At 65.0% G+C, this 20682-nt stretch carries 19 protein-coding genes and 1 pseudogene; 10 read left to right on the top strand and 10 right to left on the bottom strand.

Annotation, left to right across the window (positions count from 1 at the left end):
* The first annotated feature begins 115 nt into the window (after positions 1-115).
* Both AC629_RS40580 and AC629_RS40585 read left to right on the top strand, forming a co-directional pair.
* A complete protein-coding gene (locus tag AC629_RS40580) occupies positions 116-394 on the top strand; it encodes a hypothetical protein (protein ID WP_245332159.1) in 279 nt (92 codons plus the stop codon).
* A gap of 210 nt (positions 395-604) precedes the next feature.
* Positions 605-1519: a PhzF family phenazine biosynthesis protein gene (locus tag AC629_RS40585; RefSeq protein ID WP_084810277.1), complete on the top strand. Its 915-nt coding sequence runs from the start codon at positions 605-607 to the stop codon at positions 1517-1519.
* A 179-nt stretch (positions 1520-1698) separates the two neighbouring features.
* On the opposite strand, the gene AC629_RS40590 is transcribed toward AC629_RS40585, so the two are convergent.
* The 5 genes from AC629_RS40590 to AC629_RS40610 form a co-directional block, all read right to left on the bottom strand.
* Positions 1699-2160 carry a DUF488 domain-containing protein gene (locus tag AC629_RS40590; RefSeq protein ID WP_084810278.1) on the bottom strand — a complete coding sequence of 154 codons (462 nt, stop codon included), beginning with the start codon at positions 2158-2160 and terminating at the stop codon, positions 1699-1701.
* A gap of 9 nt (positions 2161-2169) precedes the next feature.
* A complete protein-coding gene (locus AC629_RS40595) occupies positions 2170-3006 on the bottom strand; it encodes a DUF72 domain-containing protein (RefSeq protein WP_143199835.1) in 837 nt (278 codons plus the stop codon).
* 375 nt (positions 3007-3381) lie between these two features.
* Complete coding sequence (locus tag AC629_RS40600) at positions 3382-4353, bottom strand: HlyD family secretion protein (RefSeq protein WP_084810280.1); 972 nt, start codon at positions 4351-4353, stop codon at positions 3382-3384.
* Positions 4340-6670, bottom strand: coding sequence for an ABC transporter permease (locus AC629_RS40605; protein ID WP_084810281.1), 2331 nt, complete (start codon positions 6668-6670; stop codon positions 4340-4342). Before AC629_RS40605 ends, AC629_RS40600 begins: the two co-directional genes overlap by 14 nt.
* Positions 6667-7728, bottom strand: coding sequence for an HlyD family secretion protein (locus AC629_RS40610; protein WP_084810282.1), 1062 nt, complete (start codon positions 7726-7728; stop codon positions 6667-6669). Before AC629_RS40610 ends, AC629_RS40605 begins: the two co-directional genes overlap by 4 nt.
* 215 nt (positions 7729-7943) lie before the next feature.
* Here AC629_RS40610 and AC629_RS40615 point away from each other — a divergent pair.
* The 4 genes and pseudogenes from AC629_RS40615 to AC629_RS40630 all read left to right on the top strand — a co-directional run bounded on the left by AC629_RS40615 (position 7944) and on the right by AC629_RS40630 (position 11463).
* A pseudogene (locus AC629_RS40615) lies at positions 7944-8273 on the top strand (hypothetical protein).
* An 89-nt stretch (positions 8274-8362) separates the two neighbouring features.
* Complete coding sequence (locus AC629_RS40620) at positions 8363-8566, top strand: hypothetical protein (RefSeq protein WP_084810283.1); 204 nt, start codon at positions 8363-8365, stop codon at positions 8564-8566.
* A gap of 242 nt (positions 8567-8808) precedes the next feature.
* Positions 8809-9942, top strand: a complete 1134-nt coding sequence (locus AC629_RS40625) for a glycosyltransferase family 2 protein (RefSeq protein ID WP_084810284.1) — start codon at positions 8809-8811, stop codon at positions 9940-9942.
* A gap of 18 nt (positions 9943-9960) precedes the next feature.
* Complete coding sequence (locus AC629_RS40630; protein ID WP_084810285.1) at positions 9961-11463, top strand: glycosyltransferase family 39 protein; 1503 nt, start codon at positions 9961-9963, stop codon at positions 11461-11463.
* Between the two features lie 104 nt (positions 11464-11567).
* On the opposite strand, the gene AC629_RS40635 is transcribed toward AC629_RS40630, so the two are convergent.
* Positions 11568-13454: a CHASE2 domain-containing protein gene (locus AC629_RS40635; RefSeq protein ID WP_084810286.1), complete on the bottom strand. Its 1887-nt coding sequence runs from the start codon at positions 13452-13454 to the stop codon at positions 11568-11570.
* Positions 13455-13503: 49 nt separating this feature from the next.
* Positions 13504-14025, bottom strand: a complete 522-nt coding sequence (locus AC629_RS40640; RefSeq protein WP_084810287.1) for a FecR domain-containing protein — start codon at positions 14023-14025, stop codon at positions 13504-13506.
* Positions 14026-14698: 673 nt separating this feature from the next.
* On the opposite strand from AC629_RS40640, the gene AC629_RS40645 reads away from it, so the two are divergent.
* Positions 14699-15796: a DUF2778 domain-containing protein gene (locus AC629_RS40645; protein ID WP_084810288.1), complete on the top strand. Its 1098-nt coding sequence runs from the start codon at positions 14699-14701 to the stop codon at positions 15794-15796.
* Between the two features lie 75 nt (positions 15797-15871).
* Here AC629_RS40645 and AC629_RS40650 read toward each other — a convergent pair whose 3' ends face one another.
* The 3 genes from AC629_RS40650 to AC629_RS40660 form a co-directional block, all read right to left on the bottom strand.
* A complete protein-coding gene (locus AC629_RS40650; RefSeq protein WP_084810289.1) occupies positions 15872-16696 on the bottom strand; it encodes an SDR family NAD(P)-dependent oxidoreductase in 825 nt (274 codons plus the stop codon).
* Positions 16697-16839: 143 nt separating this feature from the next.
* On the bottom strand, positions 16840-17478 hold the full coding sequence (locus AC629_RS40655) for a glutathione binding-like protein (RefSeq protein WP_084810290.1): 639 nt from the start codon (positions 17476-17478) through the stop codon (positions 16840-16842).
* A gap of 12 nt (positions 17479-17490) precedes the next feature.
* Complete coding sequence (locus AC629_RS40660) at positions 17491-18084, bottom strand: cysteine hydrolase family protein (RefSeq protein ID WP_084810291.1); 594 nt, start codon at positions 18082-18084, stop codon at positions 17491-17493.
* Between the two features lie 132 nt (positions 18085-18216).
* Here AC629_RS40660 and AC629_RS40665 point away from each other — a divergent pair, with 132 nt between their 5' ends.
* The 3 genes from AC629_RS40665 (at position 18217) to AC629_RS40675 (ending at position 20293) form a co-directional block, all read left to right on the top strand.
* Entirely contained in the window at positions 18217-19056 is an 840-nt protein-coding gene (locus AC629_RS40665; protein ID WP_084810294.1) for a LysR family transcriptional regulator, read from the top strand.
* Positions 19057-19183: 127 nt separating this feature from the next.
* Positions 19184-19930, top strand: a complete 747-nt coding sequence (gene lepB, locus AC629_RS40670) for a signal peptidase I (RefSeq protein WP_084810292.1) — start codon at positions 19184-19186, stop codon at positions 19928-19930.
* Between the two features lie 75 nt (positions 19931-20005).
* Entirely contained in the window at positions 20006-20293 is a 288-nt protein-coding gene (locus AC629_RS40675; protein ID WP_084810293.1) for a GIY-YIG nuclease family protein, read from the top strand.
* The last annotated feature ends 389 nt before the right edge of the window (positions 20294-20682 follow it).

Below are 20682 nucleotides of genomic sequence, written 5' to 3' on the forward strand. Positions count from 1 at the left end.
ACTCGAAGGGGAGATTTGTCTCCTCAACGGCGACAACATCCCGTTCATCGCGCGCCGTTCCAAGACTTCTTCAACAGCCTGCTAGGCGCCTTCGCAAGACGCTCGCGTTTCAGTGATGAAATATCTCGCGGCGTTTTCCGCTCTTGCATTCTGGAAGCCGAAAAGTCGGCTTCCATTTGTCACGCGGAGAAAACCAATGACCCGATTTACCCTTGTTTTAGCCGCCCTGATTGCCGCTTCCGTCTATCAAATCCAGGCCGCAGCCGCGCGCGACGTCACCCCGCGGCGCGCTGTAGCCCACGCGACAGCGGATTGCATCAGGGCTCCTGCGGAAGGCGCGTTTGCCTCTGCACCCTACAAACAGCCGCCTTGCGTGCCCAAGATGACCAACTGACGATCGACGCAAGCGAAAGCCGGGCTGGCCAGGTTCGCCAGCCCGGCGTCGCGAGCAACGTACGCGATGTAAGTCGGCGCAAGCTTGCAAACCCCATTCATGATTGCTCCGAATGCTCCGAATTTTGGGGCATGACGGACGATATCGCCGGCTTGTAGACTGCCGCGCGATGCGGCCGGTCGCGGCTGCCATGCGTAAAGGAAACCAGCGATGCAGCGCCGCTACATTACCGTCGACGTGTTCACCGACCGCGCCTTCGGCGGCAACCAGCTTGCTGTGGTGCTCGACGCCGTCGGGCTTTCCACACAGCAGATGCAGGCCATCGCGACCGAATTCAACTATTCCGAGACCACCTTCGTGCTGCCGCCGCGCGACAAGGCCAATGATGCCGAGGTGCGCATCTTCACGCCGGTCAGGGAGCTGCCCTTCGCCGGCCATCCCAATGTCGGCACCGCGTTCGTGCTGGCAACGATGGCGAAGGAGCCGAAGCCGCGCCTTCTATTCGAGGAAAAGGCCGGGCTGGTCCCGGTCGACATCCGCAGAGAGCAGGGCCGGGTGATCAGCACCGAACTCACAGCGCCGCAGCCCTTGGCGCGTTTGTCGCAATTGTCGGCAGCTGATGCTGCAAGCTGCATTTCGCTCAATGCAGAGGATGTCCAAGTCGACCGTCACACGCCGCAGATCGTCGGCGTTGGCACGCCATTTCTGGTGATGGAGCTGCATTCGCGCGATGCGCTCAAGCGGGCGAGGCCCGATGCGGCGGCCTTCGGCAAGCTATTTCCGCGCGACGGTGCCTTCTCGGCATGGTTCTATACCCGCGATGTGCCCGCGGCGGAGGCGCCTTGCGAGCGGCAGGCGCGCATGTTCATGCGCGGCACCAGCGGCTTTGCGGAGGATCCAGCCACTGGCAGCGCGACGGTTGCCGCAGCTGCCCTATTCGCCGATCTCGATCCCATGCGTGACGGCGAATTGAAGCTCACAGTCGGTCAGGGCGTCGACATGGGCCGCCCGAGCCTGCTCCTGACGCGCGTGCGCAAGCAGGATGGCAAGATCGTCTCCGCCCATGTCGGCGGCAGTTGCGTGCAGATGATGGAGGGGACGTTTCGCCTGGCGGGGGAGGGGTAGGCTCTTCGCCATTCGGGCGAACTCTCTCCACCTGTCATTCCGGGGCAGCGCGAAGCGCCGAGCCCGGAATCCATTGATCCACCAAATCTGCGGCCCGATGGATTCCGGGCTCGCGCTGTGCGCGCCCCAGAATGACGAGAGTTAGATTTGGGGCCCGACTCGCGCTCCCGGACGAAAAGCTACACCTGCCGCCCCGCCAAATTTTTCACCGCCACGCCATCCCGCTCCTCGATAATCTCCGCGATCATCTGGCGGTGGCAGTGCGTGTGGTCGCGCTCGTAGCAGAGCAGGCAGACGGGACCGGCCTTCTTCACCAGCGCCGAGAGTTCGTCCATCTCTTCCCTGGCGTGCGGCGTCTTCAGGTGCTTCGCGTAGATCTTCTCCAGCACGTCGTACTGGCCGCTGCGGGCAGCGAGGCGGCCCTCCTTGGGCGTGCCGAGCGCTGCGAGATGGACATAGGCGATGCCGCGTTCGTCGAGGCCTGCGGAAAGCTGCTTCTTGGAAAAGCCCGGCCGGCGCGAGGAGGTCACTGCGCGCACGTCGACCACGAGCTTGACGCCGGCCTGTTCCAGCTCGTCCAGCACAGCCTTGGGCGGCGTCTGCTCATAACCGATGGTAAAGAGCTTCGTCGCCTTTGCCATGAGCTACCCTCAGCTCACCCGCGCGATCAGTTCCATGGCGCCGGCTGGCGCGCGCACCTTGCCCTCGTGGATGACGTAGGCGAACACGTCGCGCGGCTCCTTCTTCGGCTTTGCCTTGTCAACCTTCGGCAAGTCGTCCGGTTCACTTCCCTCAGCCCAGGCCTGAAACCGCTTGCTCCAGGCATCGAGCTCCTTCGGCGGATAGCAGGTCTTGATCTCGTCATTGCCCTTCTGGAGCCGGGCATAGACGAAATCGCCGGCGACGTCCGCGATCGCCGGATATTTGCCGTGCTCGGCGAACACCACCGGCGTCTCGAACTCGCGGATCAGCGCGACGAAATCCGGCGTGCAGAAACTGTCGTGACGGACTTCGACGACATGACGCAGCGCCTGTCCCTCAAGCTTGCGCGGCAGCAGCTCTAGGAACTTGCCGAAATCGGCGCCGTCGAATTTTTTCGTCGGCGCAAATTGCCACAGCACGGGCCCAAGACGGTCGCCGAGCTCCAGCACGCCGGAATCATAGAACCGCTTGATGGAATCGCCGGCCTCGGCAAGCACGCGGCGGTTGGTGGCGAAGCGCGGCCCCTTCACCGAGAACACGAAACCATCGGGCACCTCGCTCGCCCATTTGCGAAAGCTCTCCGGCTTCTGCGAGCCGTAATAGGTGCCGTTGATCTCGATCGAGGTCAGCTTCGACGCAGCGTAAGACAGCTCCTTCGCCTGCGTCAGCTTCTCCGGATAGAACACGCCGCGCCAGGGCTCGAAGGTCCAGCCGCCGATACCGATGAAGATGTTGCCGGATTTTTTGGACGCAGTTTTTGCTTTGGCCACGGGAGAATCTCGCATCGACGGGAGGGAGAGGCGTCATCCTAATCAAACCAGATGTGATTGGCCAGTTTTCTGACTCGGCGGGGCATTGTCGGTGGCTGACAATCTGACAGAAAGATCGGCTTCGTGAGCGGCCTCAAGAGCGTAGCCGGATCTCGATGATCCTCGACCCCGGTGGAAACTGGATCGAGTTGTCCCGCCACGCTTCGATCGTCGGCAATCTACCTTGAGCCGCCTGGAAAGCCCGATCGCTCAGATCAGCCAACCGGTGATTCTTGGCGCCTCGCCTGGCCGCGCACGATGGCGGGCTCTTCGCGCCAGACCAAGGCGTCGACAGCAATGAAGTGGTCACGGCTCTTGCTGTGAATAGAAGCTCCTGAATTGCGGCATCCCTCACCGCGCGATCCAGATGGTCGTGCCCGGCTCGAGGTCTGCCGTCTCCCGCTTGGGGTCGAGCCGCAAACGAAGCGTGTTGCGATCGTGATCGCCGATGACTCGCTCGGCCTGCCAGGTCGCAAAGGTCCCTAATGGCCGCAGTTCGGTGACGACGGAGTTGAGCGCAGCATCGGCACCGTTCTGGCTCACGGCAACGGTTTGCCCCACCGCGAGACCATCGAGATGGTCCTCGCGGACGTTGAACGACAACCATTGCTTGCCCGCCGCCTCGACCATCAGGATCGGTTGACCGGCGCGGACGTTCTCGCCGAGCTCGGCGGCGATGACGCTGACCGTGCCGTCGACCGGTGCGTGCAAGACCATCTTGTCGAGACGGCGCTCGAGCACGGTGACGGCGGCGGCTGCGGCCTGTACCTGCGCGTCGGCGATCGCGCGTTCCTCTTGGGTCGGGCCCGCCACGGCCGCATCGTAATTCGCCTGCGCCTCCGCCACGTCGGCGCTCGCGCTGGCGACGTCGTTTTCAGCCTGGTCGAGCGCCTGCTGGGACTCGAAGCTCTGACGCGCCAGCGTGCTGGTCCGCGTGAGCTGCGCCTGCACGTAAGCGAGGCGGGCGCTCGCCTTGGCGATCGCTGCCTTCAGGGAATCGACCTGCTCACGACGGACGCCGGCATAGACGTTGTCGCGGCTTGCGATTGCGGAGGCAAGCGCGGCCCGCGCCTGGTCGACCTGCGCCGTCAACTCCACCGCGGAGAGCCGCGCCAGGACATCACCGGCATGCACATAGGCGCCTTTCCCGACCGCGATCGCAGTGAGTTGGCCATTCACTTCCGGCTCTACCCTGACTTCCGTCGTCCGTACGACGCCGACGATCGGGGCCGGCGATCCGGACCGGCGGGCGGCGTAAATGAGGGCGCCCGCGACGAGCACGAGCGGGATGATCACCAGCGCGACACGCCTAGCCTTGCGCATGTTCCCGTCCTCTCCTGGTGGCAAGAGCCGAGATCACGGCGAGCACGAAATAGGCAAGCGCCAGCCACCACAATGCGAACCAGTCATGCGCGACCTCCCAGATATTGGCCCCGAGCTGGTTGACGCGCACGAGGCCGTCGATTGCGAAGTCGGCCGGGAATAGCCGTCCGAGCGCCCGGGCCGCATCGGGGATGGCCTCGCGCGGCCATGCGAAGCCCGCGGTGAAGAACTGGGGCAGACTGGTTGCGAGCAGAAGGAGGGTCGCGTTCTCCGGCCGCGTGAACCACGCCCCGATCGCCTGTCCCATGAAACTCGTCGCCAGCAGGAAGATGGTCGCTAGCGCGAAAATCTGGGGCAGCTGGCCGAGTGTCGAGAAGCCGTAGATCCGTGGCAGCACGATGAGATAAAGCGCGAGCGCCGGAAGATAGAGGGTCAGGTGGGCGACGCCGCGGCCGAGCACGCCGGCGAACGCGCCGCCTCCCGTGGCCAGCGCCGTCCCGGTCAACATAGCCGCGCCGATCAAGAGGGTCTGTTGCAGGATCAGCACGAACGCCGCCGGAACGATATAGCTCGCATAGCCGCCGACCGGATTGAAGATCGGCTGGAGCAGAATGTCGGCCGGGCTCGAGCTCGCCAGTTTCGCCTTGATGAGGCTTCCGTCCGTGCGTGCGCCGCGCGAGATGAGTTCGGAGGCCAATGTGCCGATGGCCGTGGCGACGCCGCTAGCGGTCGATCTGAACATGAACAGGTAGGTGGCATCCGCGTAGATCGGGATGTGCGCGGTGACGCCCTTGAGCACGTCGCGCTCGGTGCCTGCCGGGATCTCGACGACGGCAAAAGCGCTCCCGCGATTGACGGCGGCATGCGCGTCAGCGAGCGTGCGCGCGCGAACCGCAACGCTCAGCGCGCCACTCGCATCCAGCGTTTCGACCATCCGGCGGCTGAGATCACTGAGATCATTGTCGACCACAGCGATGGGCAGTTTGCGAAGGATCTGGTTCAGATAGGGTTGCGGGTAGTAAATCCCGTAAACCAGCGGCGCAAGGAACAGCACGCTGAACGCGCTCCGGGTTCCCAGCACGCGCCGCCACTCCGCGGCGAAGGCGCCGCCGATACCGCGCGGTGCCGGCGCCTCGACCGGCGGCCCGGCCGGCCGCACCGACTCGAACCAGCCCTTGCGCGTCAGGCTCGCCATGCGCAGCAAGGCGAGAGCGGCAAAGAGCACGGTAAGTCCCGCGAGCGCGGCGAAGGGAACGGCGGAATCCGCAACAGGCACACCACGGGCTGCCTGTCCGAGCAGGACGGCCATGTACCAGCGCAGCGGCAGGATCGCACTCCAGACTTGCGCGAACGTGTTCATGCCGATCGTGGGAAAGCCGACGCCGGCATAGCCGAAGGCGGGAGACGCAATCAGACCCGCGAGTCCGAGCCCGGTCGCGAGATCGCCGGCCAGCAGTTGCAGCAAGGCGCCGAGTGACAGGTAAGCAATGATCAGGAGGGAGCCCGAGGCGACGATCAACGGCACGTCTCCCCTGAAGGGGATTTGCAGCACGCCCTCCAGAACGAGCGGCTCGGCCAGCATGAGCAGGACGAAGATGCCAAGCAGCGGCGCGAGCTTGCCGGCCAGCGCGACGACCGGATCGCCGCCGGCACTTGCGAGCCAGGCCCGTGCGTCGCGACGGCGGAATTCGGAGCCGACCGAATAGCCGGCAGCAAGCGTTATCACGACATGAATGATCGTGGGCAGCAGCGCGCGCAGCAGGAACTGGGCATAGTTCTTCTGCGGATTGACCAGCGCAATGGTCTCTCCCGTCATCGCACCCAGGGATGCCGGCGCGGGCGCGGCGCGCTTGGCGGGGGCAGCGACATTGGCCGCTGCGGAAAGGCTGTCGCTCAGGCCCGAGGAGGCAATGCCGGCCGCCGTCAGGAATTGCTGGTTGTAGAACCCGACGACCTGCGGACGACGCGCGGCCTTCAGGTCGCGCTCGAAATCCGGCGGAATAAAGATGGCCGAGATCGCCTTGCCGGATCGTATGTCCTGCACGGCCGTGGACAGCGTGCCGGAGCGGTCCACGATGCTCAGGCTCGGAGAGGCCGCGACGTATTCCACCAGAGCGCGCGACGCGTCCGACTTGTCCTCGTCGACGATTGTCACCCCCAGCCCGCGGATGACCGGATGGCTGAAGATGGTGGTCAGAACAACGAACGCAAAGAGCGGCACGCCAAAGATCAGAAGCAACGCGACCCGATCATGAAACAGCCAGCGGCACTCGCGCCGCGCGACCAGAAGAAATCCGGGCTTGGGAGCCGACCTCATTTCCGCGACCGCCAGTCGAGATAGGCGCTCATTCCCGGTCGCAGTTCGGGCACCGGTTGCACCGGGTAGGCGCGGATGGAGAACGTCCGCAAGTCGAAAGCGCCCGACGCACGGGTGGCGCGCCAGCTCGCATATTCGCCCTTGGTTGCGATCAGCTTGACCTCGACCGTGACACTGCGGTCATCGAGAGCCGGAATGCGGACATCAAACCGATCACCGACCTTGAGGTCCTTGACGAGATCCTCACGCAGATCGAAGTGGATCCAGACATCGGCCAGATCGATCAAGGTCACGAGCGGAACGCCCGGCGACACATACTCGCCAGGCTCGATGTTGCGTTGATAGACCTGCGCGGCGATCGGCGCATAGATGACGAGCTGGTCGATGATGGATTGAACGCTCTGGATATCGGCGTTGGCCTTCTCGACATTGGCCCGGGAAATCGCCCGCTCTTCCTTCGTGTAGCCGTTGACGGCCTGTTCGTAGGCCGACTTGGCTTGGTCGATGGCGCGTTCGCTCTCGTGCAGGGTATCGGTCACCTGGTCAAGGCGGGCCTGTGGCGCGTTTCCCTGCTCGGTCAGGATCCGCGTGCGATCGAAGGTCTTCTGCGCCAGCACCATCGCCGCCTGCGCGCGTTCCATTTCGGCCTTGCGTGCTGCGATGGTCTCCACGCGCGTTCCGACGAGGACGTTGGCGAGTTGGGCGTCCGCGACGGCCTTTGCCGATCTCATCTGCTCGAATTTGGCCAATGTCTCGGGATTATCGATCCGTACGAGGACGGCGCCCGCAGGAACGTTCTGGCCACGCTGGACAGGTATCTCCTTGACCCTCCCATCGACACGCGCAGCGATATCCAGCCGTGTGGCATCGGCTTCGCCTTGCACCAGCAGCGGCTCCGGCCGCAGCAAATAGAAGATAGATAGCGCTGCAACGACGACGGCGACGATGCCGACAATGATGGAAGGAGCACGCGTCGCGTTGTGCGGGTTCTTCGTGTGTTCGTCGCCGGCCGGGTCTGGCGCAGCTTGAACGTCCTTGTCGGAGGTCGGCATGTCCATACACTGATCCCCTTGGCTCTTGACCGGGATAGCCACGTTCCATGCTTACCAAGCTCGCCCGCATCGTTGCGCTGATCCGGACGGCGCTAGTCATCGGGGAAGAAACCTAACACGCAGTGCGACCACCGCGCTAGGATGGCGTCTCATGGTCGACCTCCGGCATGATCGCCCCGATCCGAAGAAGGAGAACAAGATGCGGATGCTGATGGTGGGAGATGACATCTGCTGCCATGGCTGACGATGACGATGCCAAGGGCGCGTAGAAGCTCGCCATGCAGGGCCGCGACGATTACTGGCGTTGCCTGGCACGGGAATATTCGCGCGGCAGCAATCAGGGCCTGTCGGAACAGGATTTTGGCCGCTCGGCCGCCGGTGCCTGTCCATCGGAGCGGCAATATTACCGGGTCGCCTTGCTCGATTATCTCACCACGCAGTATCCGGACATCGACGCGGGCGCCCATCTCGCCACCGCGAACAGGACGGTCGAGTCGGCGCAGAAAGACATCGTCACGGCCTTCGTCAAGCACAGACCGCCGCAGAAGTAGCGCCGTTAACCGATGCCGGCCGGGAGCCCTTCCGGCTGCGCGCTCATCCATGGTATCACTGGGCGCATCTGGAGCAGGGATGGACTTCCATGTCGTCTGAGTCGGTGGGTGGCATTCTGGGCGCGATCGTCGCGGCGATCGTGCTAGCGATCGCCGTCGTCTTCGGGCCCATCGGCCAGTACGGCAAGCCGCCCAAGCCGGCGAAAGTCGAGCCTGCCCCTGCCGCGGCGCCCGCAGCCCCTGCCGCGCCCGCGCCGCGAGGCCCGGTGATTCGGGAAGTGCCCAACCAATAAGGGCCCGAAAAGGCCTCTTTCGCCCTCTTGCAAAGCGGTTTTGTCGTTCCTATCTTCACTCCAACGGCGACGTCGAGCGATGAGCTCCGTCGCTGGAACGACCTTGGAATAGCTTGGGCCTGCGCCGGATGTACGCGCGGTTCGCCATTCCGGGGTCGTTGGCATTTTAGGGCCCCTTTTGGGCCGTTCCCCCGAGAACCCCGGCTTGGCAGCGCAGGACGCGGCAGATATACGCTGCCGTCATGAATGAAGCGATCAGACCGGGCCCCGGCAACCCCCCGCAGGCTCAAGAGACGCCGGTATTGTCGGTCGTCGTGCCGACCTTCAACGAGCGTGACAATGTCACGGTGCTGTACCGGCGGCTGGAGACGGTGCTGGCCGGCATCGCCTGGGAAGTCGTGTTCGTCGACGACAATTCGCCCGACGGCACGTGGGACGTCGTGCGCGCGCTGGCCCGGCGCGACAACCGCGTGCGCTGTGTCCGCCGCATCGGCCGCCGCGGCCTGTCGGGCGCCTGCATCGAAGGCATCCTTGCCTCCAGCGCGCCCTATGCGGCGGTGATCGACGCCGACCTCCAGCATGACGAGACGCAGCTGCCGAAGATGCTCTCGCTGCTCGTGAGCGGGAAGGCCGATCTCGTCGTCGGCAGCCGCTACATCGAGGGCTACAAGAGCGAAGGTTTCAACAAGCAGCGCGCCGGTGCCAGCGCGCTGGCGACCGAGGTCGCAAAGAAGATGCTGCGGGTCGAGATCGCCGATCCCATGAGCGGCTTCTTCATGGTCCGCCGCGACCGTTTCGAGCAACTCGCGCCAAAATTGTCGGTGCACGGCTTCAAGATCCTGCTCGACCTCGTCGCCACAGCGCATGGCACGTTGCGCGCAGTTGAGGTTCCCTACACCTTTGGCGCGCGCCAGCACGGCGAGAGCAAGCTTGACTCAATGGTGGCGCTCGACTTCCTTGGCCTGGTGCTGGCCAAGCTGACCAACGACATCGTCTCGCTGCGTTTCATTCTGTTCGCGATGGTCGGCGGCCTCGGCCTTGTGGTGCATCTGGCGACGCTGTTCATCGCGCTTGAGGTGATCAAGGTGCCGTTCGCGGAGGCGCAGGCCGCAGGCGCGCTCGTCGCGATGACCAGCAATTTCATCCTCAACAATTTCCTCACCTATCGCGACCAGCGCCTGAAGGGCTTTGCGCTGCTGCGCGGCCTGATCGCGTTCTACATCGTGTGCAGCGTCGGCCTGCTCGCCAATGTCGGCGTCGCCTTCTCCGTCTACGACCAGGAGCCGATCTGGTGGCTGGCCGGCATGGCCGGTGCGCTGATGGGCGTGGTGTGGAACTACGCGATGTCCGGACTGTTCGTCTGGCGCAAGAAATAGCGCGCCAAGGAATCTGTTATGGACGGGGCTGACGCGCGGATCGTCCGCAATACGGCGCTGGTGATTCTTGCGCTGGTAGGCTTGCGGCTTGTCGCGGCGGCGCTCACGCCGATTACCTTCGACGAGGCCTATTACTGGATGTGGTCGAAGAGCCTGGCGGGCGGTTATTACGACCACCCGCCGATGGTCGCCTATGTGATCCGTGCCGGCACCATGATCGCCGGCGATACCGAGCTCGGCGTCCGTCTGGTCTCGATCCTGCTCGCGCTGCCGATGAGCTATGCGATCTATCGCTCCGCCGCGATCCTGTTCGGCGGCGCGCGCGTGGCCGCGACCAGCGCCATCCTGCTCAACGTGACGATGATGGTCTCCATCGGCACGCTGATCGTGACGCCGGATGCGCCGCTGCTGGTTGCCTCCAGCTTCGTGCTGTTCTTTCTCGCAAAGGTCCTGGAAACCGGTCGCGGCGGCTGGTGGCTCGCGGTCGGCGCAGCGGTCGGCGCGGCGCTGCTGTCGAAATACACCGCGATGTTCTTTGGCGCCGCGATCCTGATCTGGCTCGCGGCGGTGCCGAAACTCAGGCGCTGGTTTCTCTCGCCCTGGCCCTATCTCGGCGGCCTCGTTGCCCTGGCGCTGTTCTCGCCGGTGATCTTCTGGAACGCGGATCATCAATGGGTCTCGTTCGCAAAGCAGCTCGGGCGCGCGAAGATCGAGGATTTCCGTCCCGTTTTCATCGCCGAGCTGATCCCGACGCAGATCGCGTTCGCAACGCCGCTCGTCTTCATCCTCGGCGCGATGGGCCTGCATGCGCTGACCTGGCGCAGGGCAGGCGCGCTGGCCTCGCGCGTGCTGATCGAGGCGATGTTCTGGACCATCGTTGCCTATTTCGTCTGGCACTCGCTGCATGCCCGCGTCGAGGCCAACTGGTTCGCGCCGGTCTATCCGCCCTTCGTCGTCGCCGCGGCCGCGGCCGCCAATCTCGTGCAGTGGAAGCCTCGTGAGCGGCGCCTGGCGGACTTCTGCCTGCGCTGGGCCGCGCCCGTTGGCATCGTGATGTTTGCAGCGCTCATCGTGCAGGCCAATACGGGCTGGCTATCCGGCTATCGCCGTGATGCAACCGTGCGCAGCGTCGGCGTCGGCTGGCGCGAGCTCGCTGCCGAGATCGAGGCCGTGCGCGCGCGCGTTGGTGCGACCTGCGTGCTTGCGTCGGACTACGGCACCACGGGCTGGCTCGCCTTCTATCTGCCGCGCGGCACCTGCGTGGCGCAGCAGAGCCAGCGCATCCGCTGGGTCAACGTGCCCGAGCCCGATCCGAAGCTGCTTGCGGGCAAGCTGCTCTATGTCGATGAGCTTCGCCCCGACGGCCACCCGTTCCTCAACGACCTCTTTGCGCAGGTGACGCGTGTCGCCGAGTTGCAGCGCAAGCGGGGGCCGCTCGTGGTCGAGACCTACGGCATCGATCTTCTGGAAGGCGCCAAGGGCGACGTGCTGGACCGCTCGCCACCGCCCGAAGCGCGGTAGAGCGTTTTCCAGCGAAGTGGATGCCGGCTCGCGTGAAGAAAACGCGTCAAAACAAGAATCGAGAGCTTCGTTCCGCTTCTATCGGAACGAAGCTCTAGTCGCCCTCAGTCGATCATCTCGGCCCTGGTGGCGGCCTGGCTGGGCCTGTCCTGGTCGCGCCAGAACCATACCGTGACGACGCCGGATCGACCGCGGACCTGTGTGAGCAGGGGGCCTGACAGGATTCCGTCGGGCGTGCCTTGGAAGTCGGCCGCCTCCAGCAGGGTATCGGTCAGCGCAAGCCGCGCATCGTTCCGGGCGGCGACCTCCATCAGACGGCTCGCGACGTTGACGGTGTCGCCCGTCGCCGTGATGTGCTGATGGCTTTCGCCGAGGCGGGAGGCCACGATCGGGCCGAAATGCGCGCCGATCTTGAACCCGAGCCGACCACCGATCGCCGGCGGGAGGGTGCCGATCCAGCGCTCGACGCCGCGATGCAGGTCGATCGCGCATTTCAGCGCGCGCGCCGCATCATCCGGCATCGCGCTCGGCAGGCCGAACAGGATCATGGCGCCGTCGCCTAGAAAGCCGGTGATCATGCCACCGCAGCCGACCGCAGCCTTGTCGATCAGCGCGTGAAACGCCTTGAGCAGATCTTGGAGTTCGTCCGGATCGATCTTTTCGCTCAGCGCCGTGAAGCCGGAGAGATCGATGAAGACGACGGCACCGTTTTGCCGGACCGGCTTCGACAGGAAATTCGGATCGCGCGCGAGCCATTCCTGCACTGCGGGTGCCTGGAATTGCGCGAGCGATTGGCTCTTGGCCGCGAGATATTGCGTGCGGCGGCCTCCCGCCCACAACTGCACGCCGGCAAAGACCGCAACCGGCGGCACTGCGGCGGCGAGCGTGGTCGCGGCGTTCAGCCAGACGCCGTGGGTGAACGCGAACAGATTGAGCCCGGCCCATGCGATCATCAGCACGGCCGCTGCGACGAGGCCGGGCGCGCTGCGCCGCCACGCGAGCAGGCCCACCAGCAGCACCGGCAGCATGATCGCGGCAAGCGCGTCGGCGATGTGAACCTTGCGGTCGCGCACGATGCTGTCGCCGGCGACGAGATGGGTAATCGCGGTGGAGACCACCTCGACGCCGGGCATCAGGGAATCGAACGGCGTCGGATAGAAGTCGCCGCCGCCGGCAACCGCGGCGCCGATCACGACGATCCGGTTCTCGATCGCCGCGCGATTGAGCGTGCCGTCGAAGATGCTTTGCGCGCTTACGGTGCGGATGGTCCGGCGCGGACCGTAGTAGGTGATTGGCAGCGCGAAGTCGGTGTCGGTCGGCACCGCGCGATCGCCGAGCAGGAGTTGGTCTGGCGCGATCGTCAGCGGCTTGTCGAGCGCACGCGCCGCGACGCGCAGGGGGAACGACAGCTCGACCCTGTCGCGCGTCCGGAACAGCATCGGCACGGAGAGCGGCGAGCCCGATTGTCCCGTCGCGACGTTGACGACGCCGATCTCGGCGTGGTCGGCGAAAGCCGGCAACGGCAGCAGGAACCGTTCGGCCTGCGGCAGGTCGGCGAGGGGGCCTTCGCTACTCGGCGCCACGGTCTCGCTGGCAGACGGGAAGATCGCCGCGGCGGCGAGGACCATGGGACCGGTGGCAAGCGTGTTCGCCAGCGTGGCGTCTCCGATCGCGGCGTTGCGGTCGACCAGCAAGAGGTCGATCGCGACGACCTTCGGCTTGAACTGCACGATGGTGTCGACGACGCGGGCGAGATCGGCGCGCGGCAGCGGATAGCTGCCGCCGCGCTTCACGACGGTATCGTCGATCGCGACGATGGTGACGAGATCGGGTGGAGATTGCACGCCGCGCACCTGGGTCCGCCAATCCGTCAGCGTCGCCTCGAGGCGATCGAGAAAACGCAGATGCCCGTTGGTGTGGGCGGCATAGATGCCCGCGCCCCACAGCGCGGTGAGGAGGAGTGCCACCAGGATCTGAACGCGTCTATTCATAACGTCGTACTGCTATCTGCTCTGTTGTCCGGGCGTTATTGAACCAACCTTATTGGCCGAGTCTTGCCATCAGCGCGTCGACGCGCGGCTGGCCCCATGTCTTGACGGTCAGCGGGCCGGTCGCTTCCACATCGACACCTTCGCCGGGGCCTAGAACGACGCCGCGTCCGCGAGTCCTGCGGCTCACGCCAACGCGGCCATCGGCGACGAAGACGGAGGTCTTGGCCTCGGCGACATCGACTGCCCATCTGGTGCCGCGCACCGCGGCGATCGCCTGCGGCGTCAGCACCTTGAAGCGATTGCCGCCGGGCTTCTTCGGCACCTCGATCAGCAGCGCCTTGCCGCTCAGCTCCACGGAGTCAATATGTCCGTCGCGGTTGGCGTCCTTAAGTTCAAATCTGGCGCCATTTTCAGCAACGATGGTGATGGCGTTGTCACAGCGCCATGCCTGTGTGCCGGCAGCGGATGGCGAGGACGTGCAGCCCGCATTGGCAGGCTGTGCGGCCGCGTATCCCATCAACAGGAGCGACCACGCCAGAGCAAAAAATCCGGCGCGCGCGAACCCTCTCATGCCAGCCTCCGTTTGCGTGCTCGGCACAGATCTAAGGCGACGTTGATACGGTACCGTATCACGTGCAGAGACTGCTGAAAAGTGCCGCTGTGGCAACTATTTTGCCGCCGCGGCCTTTTCCAGACCGGCGCGATCAACTTTCGGTCAGGGCGCGGCCCCGCGCGAGCGCCTCGGTGCGCGATGCGTGATGCGCGTGAGCGTTGCCGCAGACCGGCTTGGCTCCGCCCGTCACGCGCATCGAAAGCGAGCCAGCGCGCACCAGCTTCGCGCAACGCTTCGGCGCTATGATCAGACCAGTTTGATGATCACGAAAAGGCCTCGGTTGAGTGCGTCATGGACGCGGGCGGAGACGCCTGTTGTTCGCGCTGAACCGGCCGAGAATTATGGTTAACAGTTTCAACTAAGTCCGTAGTTCTGCGGGCTTTTTTCTCGAAATGGGACAGCGTTAACGAGTGCCCCATATCCGCCCGAACTTAATCTGCATTTAACTAAAAGTCGCCTTAATGACGCTCCGACCTCCTGCGAGATGCTGTTTCCGGATCGTGACCAGCGGCACTTTGAAGGGGGACTGAGTGACACCGTCCTGGACGCAAGGCGAATGAGTACGAGTATCGCTGCGCAGAGTAACGCGGCACGGAAGTCCAAAGAATCTTCTCGGAAGTCTTCCCGGAAAATGGCCACCACCAATTGGCTTGGCGCCGCGGCGATCGGCTGCGTCGTGCTCGGCGCCGGCTGGGCCGTCTACAGCAACATCCTCGGCGCCAGCGTCTATCCGACGGTCGGCAGCACCGGCTACGACGAGCCCGTGATCAAGCGCGCGCCCAAGGTAGCGCTGCGCGAAGCGAGCGAGGCCATCAACGAGGCCTTCGCGCTGCTGCCCGACCGGCTGCAGGTCGCCGCGCCGATCTCGCGCGAGATGTTCAACGAGCGCTTTGCCGCGGCTGCGACGCAGGGCGTGGAATCGAATGCGGCCAGCGCCGCGCCCGCCGCCCCCGCAACCAGGGTTGCCGAGGCCAAGGACACGTCGAAGGACACCCCGAAGCCCGGCGTGATCGCGAAGGTCGCGGACGTGTTGAAGCCGCAGGGCCCTGCGAAGATCGCGGATGCTGCGAAGGCCAAGCGCGGCGCTGATGCGCCGGTGCAGGTGGCCTCGGCGGATCCGGCCCAGGTCGTGCCGGCGCCTGAAGCAAAACCAAAATCCTTCGCCGATCGCGCCAAGGCGGCGGTGATGTCGATCACCGGGCCGCGCCAGTCGATGGTCGAGAAGCTCTGGGGCAAGCGTGAGTCGTCCGGCGGACTGCTGGCCTATGCCTCGGCCGATGCCAGCGTGACCGCTGCCATCGCGCCGAAGGAGCAGAATCCGATGTTCGGCGGTGCGCCGCCCTATGAGCGCGACACCGCGGTCTACGACATCACCGCGAAGACGGTTTATCTGCCCGACGGCACCAAGCTCGAGGCGCATTCCGGCCTCGGCTCCAACCTCGACGATCCGCGCTCCCAGCGCGTGCGCATGCGCGGCGTGACGCCGCCGCACATCTACACGCTGAAGCCGCGCGAAGCGCTGTTCCACGGCGTGCCGGCGCTGCGCCTGACCCCGATCGGCGGCGAGAGCGCGATCTATGGCCGCGACGGCCTGCTCGCCCACACCTTCATGCTCGGGCCGAACGGCGACTCCAACGGCTGCGTGTCGTTCAAGGACTACTACGCGTTCCTCGACGCCTACCGCAACAAGGGCATCCGCAAGCTTGCGGTGCTGGCGCGGGTGCAGTGATCCGCGGCCAATTTTGGATGGTGCAAAGGGCCGCTTGCAGCGGCCCTTTCTTTTTCCGCTTCGCGGGCGCTGTTTTCAGCCCGGCCAGCACTGTCCGCCGCCGTCGATCCTCAACACCTGGCCCGAGACGAACGCACCCATGGGACCTGCGAAGAATTCGACGACGCGCGCGACCTCGTCGACGGTCGCGATGCGATCGAGCGTGCCGGTTTCGACCATCCGGTTCGGGTCCACCGCGCGGGTGCCGAGGAAACGGCCGGTGCGGGTATCGCCGGGCGCGATGCAATTGACGGCGATGTCGTAGGGGCGGAGCTGGTCGGCCAGACATCGCGTGAAGTGGGTCACGCCTGCCTTTGACACCGCATAGATCGAGCCGTTGGTGCGCCCTTTGAAGGCGGCGACCGAGCCAAGCGTGACGATGCGGCCTCGTCGCCGCTCCATCATGCCGCGCGCGACCACCTGGCAGGTCAGGATGGTGCTGAGCAGATTGCGCTCCAGCACCGCGCGCACATCGGCCTCCTTGATGTTCACCGCGTCGTTCGGATCGGGCTTGCCGCCGGCCGCCGCGATGTCGCCGCCGGCATTGTGCACGAGGATGTCGATCGGGCCGAGCGCGTCTTCCGTCTCGGCAACCACGCGCGTGATGTCGTCGCCCTTGGTGAGATCGCCGAGCACGCGCCGGCTGCGGACACCGAATTGCTGGCCGATCTGTGCGGCGACCGCGGTGAGGGTGGTGCCCTCGCCATATTCCGCCGGCCCGTTTTCGCGCATGCCGTGGATGGCGACGTCAGCGCCGAGTGCGGCAAGCTTCTCTGCAAACGCGCGGCCGAGCCCGCGCCCCGCACCGGTCACCAGCGCAACCTTGCCGGCTAATAGCTTCGCAGTGTCATGCGATGTCATGATCTTGTTCCCGTTGTGAAACGTCAGTCGGTCGCAAGATCTAGCCCGTCGTCATCGCCTGCACCAGACACATCGGTGCAACGCGTGAGCGCAGCGCCGGCGCGGGCCCGGCTGCCTTGTTCATCCGATCATCGCGCGACCTGTCACGCCGGGTTTGCCGCCACGGTCTTGCGCAGCGCCATCTCCGTCGCAATCGCGCCCAGGACGGCGGGGCGCGCCTGCATGCGTTCGATATAGGCTGACAACGACGGCCATTGCGCGATGTCGACGCCTGCCGGACGGAGCAGCAGCAAGGCCCAGGTGAGGTGGGCATCCGCGACGGTGAACCGGTTACCGACCAGGAATTCGCGGTCCGCAAGATGCGCTGATGGCACCGACAATGTCTGCGCGATCCTCGCTCGCGGCTTGGCAAGCGAGCCGTCATCCTTGTACCAGAAGGTCGGAAACAGGAACGCCTTGTGGATCTCGGCGCCGATGAAGCTCAGCCATTCCTGCAGGCGATAGCGATCGGGATCGCCGAACCGTGGCGCAAGGCCCGCCTCAGGCTTCAAATCGGCAATGTATTGCAGCACCGCCGCGCTTTCGGTCAGCCGTTCGCCGTTCTCCAGGACCAGGACCGGCACCGCGCCCTTCGGCGAAATGCCGCGGAAGTCGCTGCCGTCGTCCACGACCTCCTTCGTCCATATATGGGCGAGGTGATAGTGCGCCTCGATGCCGGCCTCCATCAGCGCGATGCGGCTGGCGAGCGAGCAGGCCATTGGAAAGAAATAGAGCTGCAGCATCGTTGCGCTCCGTCAGGTCAGCGCGTCGCTGCGCGCGATGATCGCGAAACGATCCGACAATTCCGCCACCGCGACCTCGTGGATGGTCCTTGCGGATAGCGCGCCGCCGTGCCCATCGGGCAGGTCGCGGGTGGCGCAGGCATCGGCCGCGATCGTGGTGCGCAGGCCGAGGTCGAGCGCGGCGCGCGCGGTCGAGCTGACGCACATGTGGGTCATGAAGCCCGCCAGCACGATGTTGGTGCGTCCGGTTGCCGCCAGCCGGGCTTGCAGGTCGGTGCCGGCAAAAGCGTTCGGCAGCGCCTTCTCGATCACGGGCTCGGTCGCGAGCGGCGTCAGACTCTTGACGATCGCGCCGCGCTCGGCCTCGCGGTCGAACAGGCCACCGGCACGTCCCTTGTGCGCGACATGGAAGATCGCAGCGCCGCTCTGTCGTGCGCGCGCGAGCAGGTTCGCGGCGATGACGATCGCGGGCTCCGCATCCGGCAATGCGAGGGGGCCGGCGCGATATTCGTTCTGGATGTCGATCAGCACGAGGCAGGAATCAGTGAGCTTTGGCGGATTGAGATCGGCGCCGGAAAGTTCGAGCAGGGTCTTTGGAGCGGTCATGCTGGTCAGGCCTTCTAAGGGAGTATCGGATGACGCAACCCTAGCGCGGCGGGAGCCTGCCATTGTGCAGGACTATTGCAGCATATGGCTGCAGATTTGCAGGGACCGGCGGTGCCTGCTAGGCTCGCGCCGATGAACTGGGACGATCTGCGCATCATCGCGGCGGTGAGGGACGAGGGCACCTATGCCGGCGCCAGCGCGCGGCTGCGCATCGACGAGACCACCGTCGGTCGCCGGCTCGCGCGCATCCAGCGCGATCTCGGCGTGCCGCTGTTCGATGCAGTCGACGGCCTGCGCCGGCCGACCCGGCATTGCGAGGCGGTGCTCGAGCATGTCAGCGCGATGGCCGCGCATGTCGCGGCGATCGATCGCATCGGTGAGAGCCAGCCGGGCCCGGTCGGCCGCCTGCGCATCGCCTCGACCAATGCGGTCGCCGAAGAGCTGCTGGCGCCACACGCCAGCGCCTTCCTGCGCGATCACCCCGGCCTCACGCTGCAATTCCTGACCTCCAGCGGCAACGTCAAGTTCTCGCGTTGGCAGGCCGACCTCGCCATCCGCCTGCGCAAGCCGGAGAAGGGCGACTTCACGATCTCGAAGCTTGGCGATGTCAGGCTGTATTTCTTCGAACCTGCCGATCGCGCAGGCAGCGAGCCGGTCGCCTGTGTCTATCCGGACGAGCTCGACGCAATTCCTGAAGCGCAATTCTTGCGTGCTAAGCGGCTGACGAATGCTCGCTGTGTCACCGACAATGTCCGCATCATCAGGACCATGATCCAGTCGCATCAGGCCGTCGGCGTGCTGCCCGAACATAGCTGCGGGGCTTTGCTGGCCGACCGCAGCCTGCGCGCGACGCTTTTGCCCAGGCGGCGCGACGTCTGGCTGCTGGTGCAGAACCACCTCAAGCGCGATCCGGCGACGCGGCTCACGATCGAATGGGTGCGCCACTGCTTCAGGGATTTTGCGCGCGACTGACGGGCGCCTGGCTGCGCATGAACGCGATCCAAGCGCGGCGCGACCAAGTCCAGAGAGTGCAGGGATTGCGCACGCGCGCAAAGGTTGCGTAATCTCGCGACGGCTACAGTCTTGATCGGGCAGGCACATGACCACTCTTCAGGAAACCATCCGGCCGTCGGCGCAATCGCGCGAATGGAAGGCCATCGTCATCCTGATCCTGCTGATCCCAGCGCTGTGGTCGCCGCCGTTCCTGTTTCGCTTCTTCCTGTTCCAGCCGTTCAACATCCCGTCCAGTTCGATGGCCCCGACGCTGGTCGTCGGCGACTATGTGTTCGTTGCCAAATACGCCTATGGCTACGGCCGCTATTCGTTTCCCTTCGCGCCGTCCTGGATCTCGGGCCGATTCCGGGCCGCCGACCCCGATTACGGCGACGTCGTCGTGTTTCGCACGACGAAGGATACGTCCGTCGACTACATCAAGCGCGTGGTCGGATTGCCCGGCGACCGCATCCAGATGCGGCAGGAGCAGCTCATCCTCAACGACAAGCCGGTGACGCGCGTCGCCCTGAAGGAGGTATTCGCCGGCTCCATTTGCGGGGGCGATGCCGGCGCAAAGGTCAAGCGCTGGCGCGAGACGCTGCCGAACGGTGCGTCCTACGTGACCTACGACTGCATCGACAACGGCTATCTCGACAATACCAACGTCTACACGGTGCCGCCGGGCCATTTCTTCGTGCTCGGCGATAACCGCGACAACTCGACCGACAGCCGCGTGATGACCGTGATGGGCTTCGTGCCGATGGACAATCTCGTCGGCCGAGCGGTGCGGATCTTCTGGTCGCTCAACGAACAGGGCGAGCCGCGCTTCGAGCGGATGGGGAAGGTGTGGTGAGGGGGGAGGTCTCTCCTCCGTCATTCCGGGGCGCGCGAAGCGCGAGCCCGGAGTCCATAACCACAGGCGGATCTTTTGGCGTACTACGTCTACATCCTAGCAAGTAAGAAGCACGGTACGCTCTACATCGGCGTGACCAACGACCTCGTTCGCCGAGTATACGAGCACAGGATGAAAACCGTTCCGGGTTTCACGACCAAATACGGCGTCGACAAGCTCGTCCTATTCGAGATTTTCGACGATCCTTCGAGCGCCATCGCCCGCGAGAAAGAGCTCAAGAAGTGGCGGCGGGACTGGAAGACACGCCTGATCGAGGAGCAGAACCCGAACTGGGATGATCTCTATCCGGGGATAGCCAATTGACGTTCGTGGATATGGATTCCGGGCTCGGCGCTTCGCGCCGCCCCGGAATGACGAAGGGAGAGACGATCCTTCGAGTGCCATCGCCCGCGAGAAAGAACTCAAGAAGTGGCGGCGGGATTGGAAGACCCGCCTGATCGAGGAGAAAAACCCGAATTGGGATGATCTCTATTCCGGGATAGCCAACTGACATTCGTGGTTATGGATTCTCGGATGCGCAATTGCGCATCGTAGCTCGCGCTTCGCGCGCCCCGGAATGACGGGTGGAGAGAGTTTGCCCCAAAATCGGGATAGGGGGGCGTCTCGCGACGCCGCCCCTCCCACACCACCGGACATACGGGTCCGTATCCGGCGGTTCAGCGGATTATGCGGGCCGCGGTGCCGCGACGGAA

The sequence above is a fragment of the Bradyrhizobium sp. NAS80.1 genome (genome assembly GCF_001908205.1).
GTDB lineage: Bacteria > Pseudomonadota > Alphaproteobacteria > Rhizobiales > Xanthobacteraceae > Bradyrhizobium.

Bases quoted from the DNA above. Each gene is read 5' to 3' on its own strand.
- AC629_RS40630 (WP_084810285.1), top strand. From the start codon at position 9,961: ATGGACGGGGCTGACGCGCGGATCGTCCGCAATACGGCGCTGGTGATT.
- AC629_RS40635 (WP_084810286.1), bottom strand. From the start codon at position 13,454: ATGAATAGACGCGTTCAGATCCTGGTGGCACTCCTCCTCACCGCGCTG.
- lepB (WP_084810292.1), top strand. From the start codon at position 19,184: ATGACCACTCTTCAGGAAACCATCCGGCCGTCGGCGCAATCGCGCGAA.
- AC629_RS40595 (WP_143199835.1), bottom strand. From the start codon at position 3,006: ATGCGAGATTCTCCCGTGGCCAAAGCAAAAACTGCGTCCAAAAAATCC.
- AC629_RS40665 (WP_084810294.1), top strand. From the start codon at position 18,217: ATGAACTGGGACGATCTGCGCATCATCGCGGCGGTGAGGGACGAGGGC.
- AC629_RS40590 (WP_084810278.1), bottom strand. From the start codon at position 2,160: ATGGCAAAGGCGACGAAGCTCTTTACCATCGGTTATGAGCAGACGCCG.
- AC629_RS40655 (WP_084810290.1), bottom strand. From the start codon at position 17,478: ATGCTGCAGCTCTATTTCTTTCCAATGGCCTGCTCGCTCGCCAGCCGC.
- AC629_RS40640 (WP_084810287.1), bottom strand. From the start codon at position 14,025: ATGAGAGGGTTCGCGCGCGCCGGATTTTTTGCTCTGGCGTGGTCGCTC.
- AC629_RS40625 (WP_084810284.1), top strand. From the start codon at position 8,809: ATGAATGAAGCGATCAGACCGGGCCCCGGCAACCCCCCGCAGGCTCAA.
- AC629_RS40605 (WP_084810281.1), bottom strand. From the start codon at position 6,670: ATGAGGTCGGCTCCCAAGCCCGGATTTCTTCTGGTCGCGCGGCGCGAG.
- AC629_RS40600 (WP_084810280.1), bottom strand. From the start codon at position 4,353: ATGCGCAAGGCTAGGCGTGTCGCGCTGGTGATCATCCCGCTCGTGCTC.
- AC629_RS40585 (WP_084810277.1), top strand. From the start codon at position 605: ATGCAGCGCCGCTACATTACCGTCGACGTGTTCACCGACCGCGCCTTC.
- AC629_RS40645 (WP_084810288.1), top strand. From the start codon at position 14,699: ATGGCCACCACCAATTGGCTTGGCGCCGCGGCGATCGGCTGCGTCGTG.
- AC629_RS40620 (WP_084810283.1), top strand. From the start codon at position 8,363: ATGTCGTCTGAGTCGGTGGGTGGCATTCTGGGCGCGATCGTCGCGGCG.
- AC629_RS40610 (WP_084810282.1), bottom strand. From the start codon at position 7,728: ATGGACATGCCGACCTCCGACAAGGACGTTCAAGCTGCGCCAGACCCG.
- AC629_RS40580 (WP_245332159.1), top strand. From the start codon at position 116: ATGAAATATCTCGCGGCGTTTTCCGCTCTTGCATTCTGGAAGCCGAAA.
- AC629_RS40660 (WP_084810291.1), bottom strand. From the start codon at position 18,084: ATGACCGCTCCAAAGACCCTGCTCGAACTTTCCGGCGCCGATCTCAAT.
- AC629_RS40650 (WP_084810289.1), bottom strand. From the start codon at position 16,696: ATGACATCGCATGACACTGCGAAGCTATTAGCCGGCAAGGTTGCGCTG.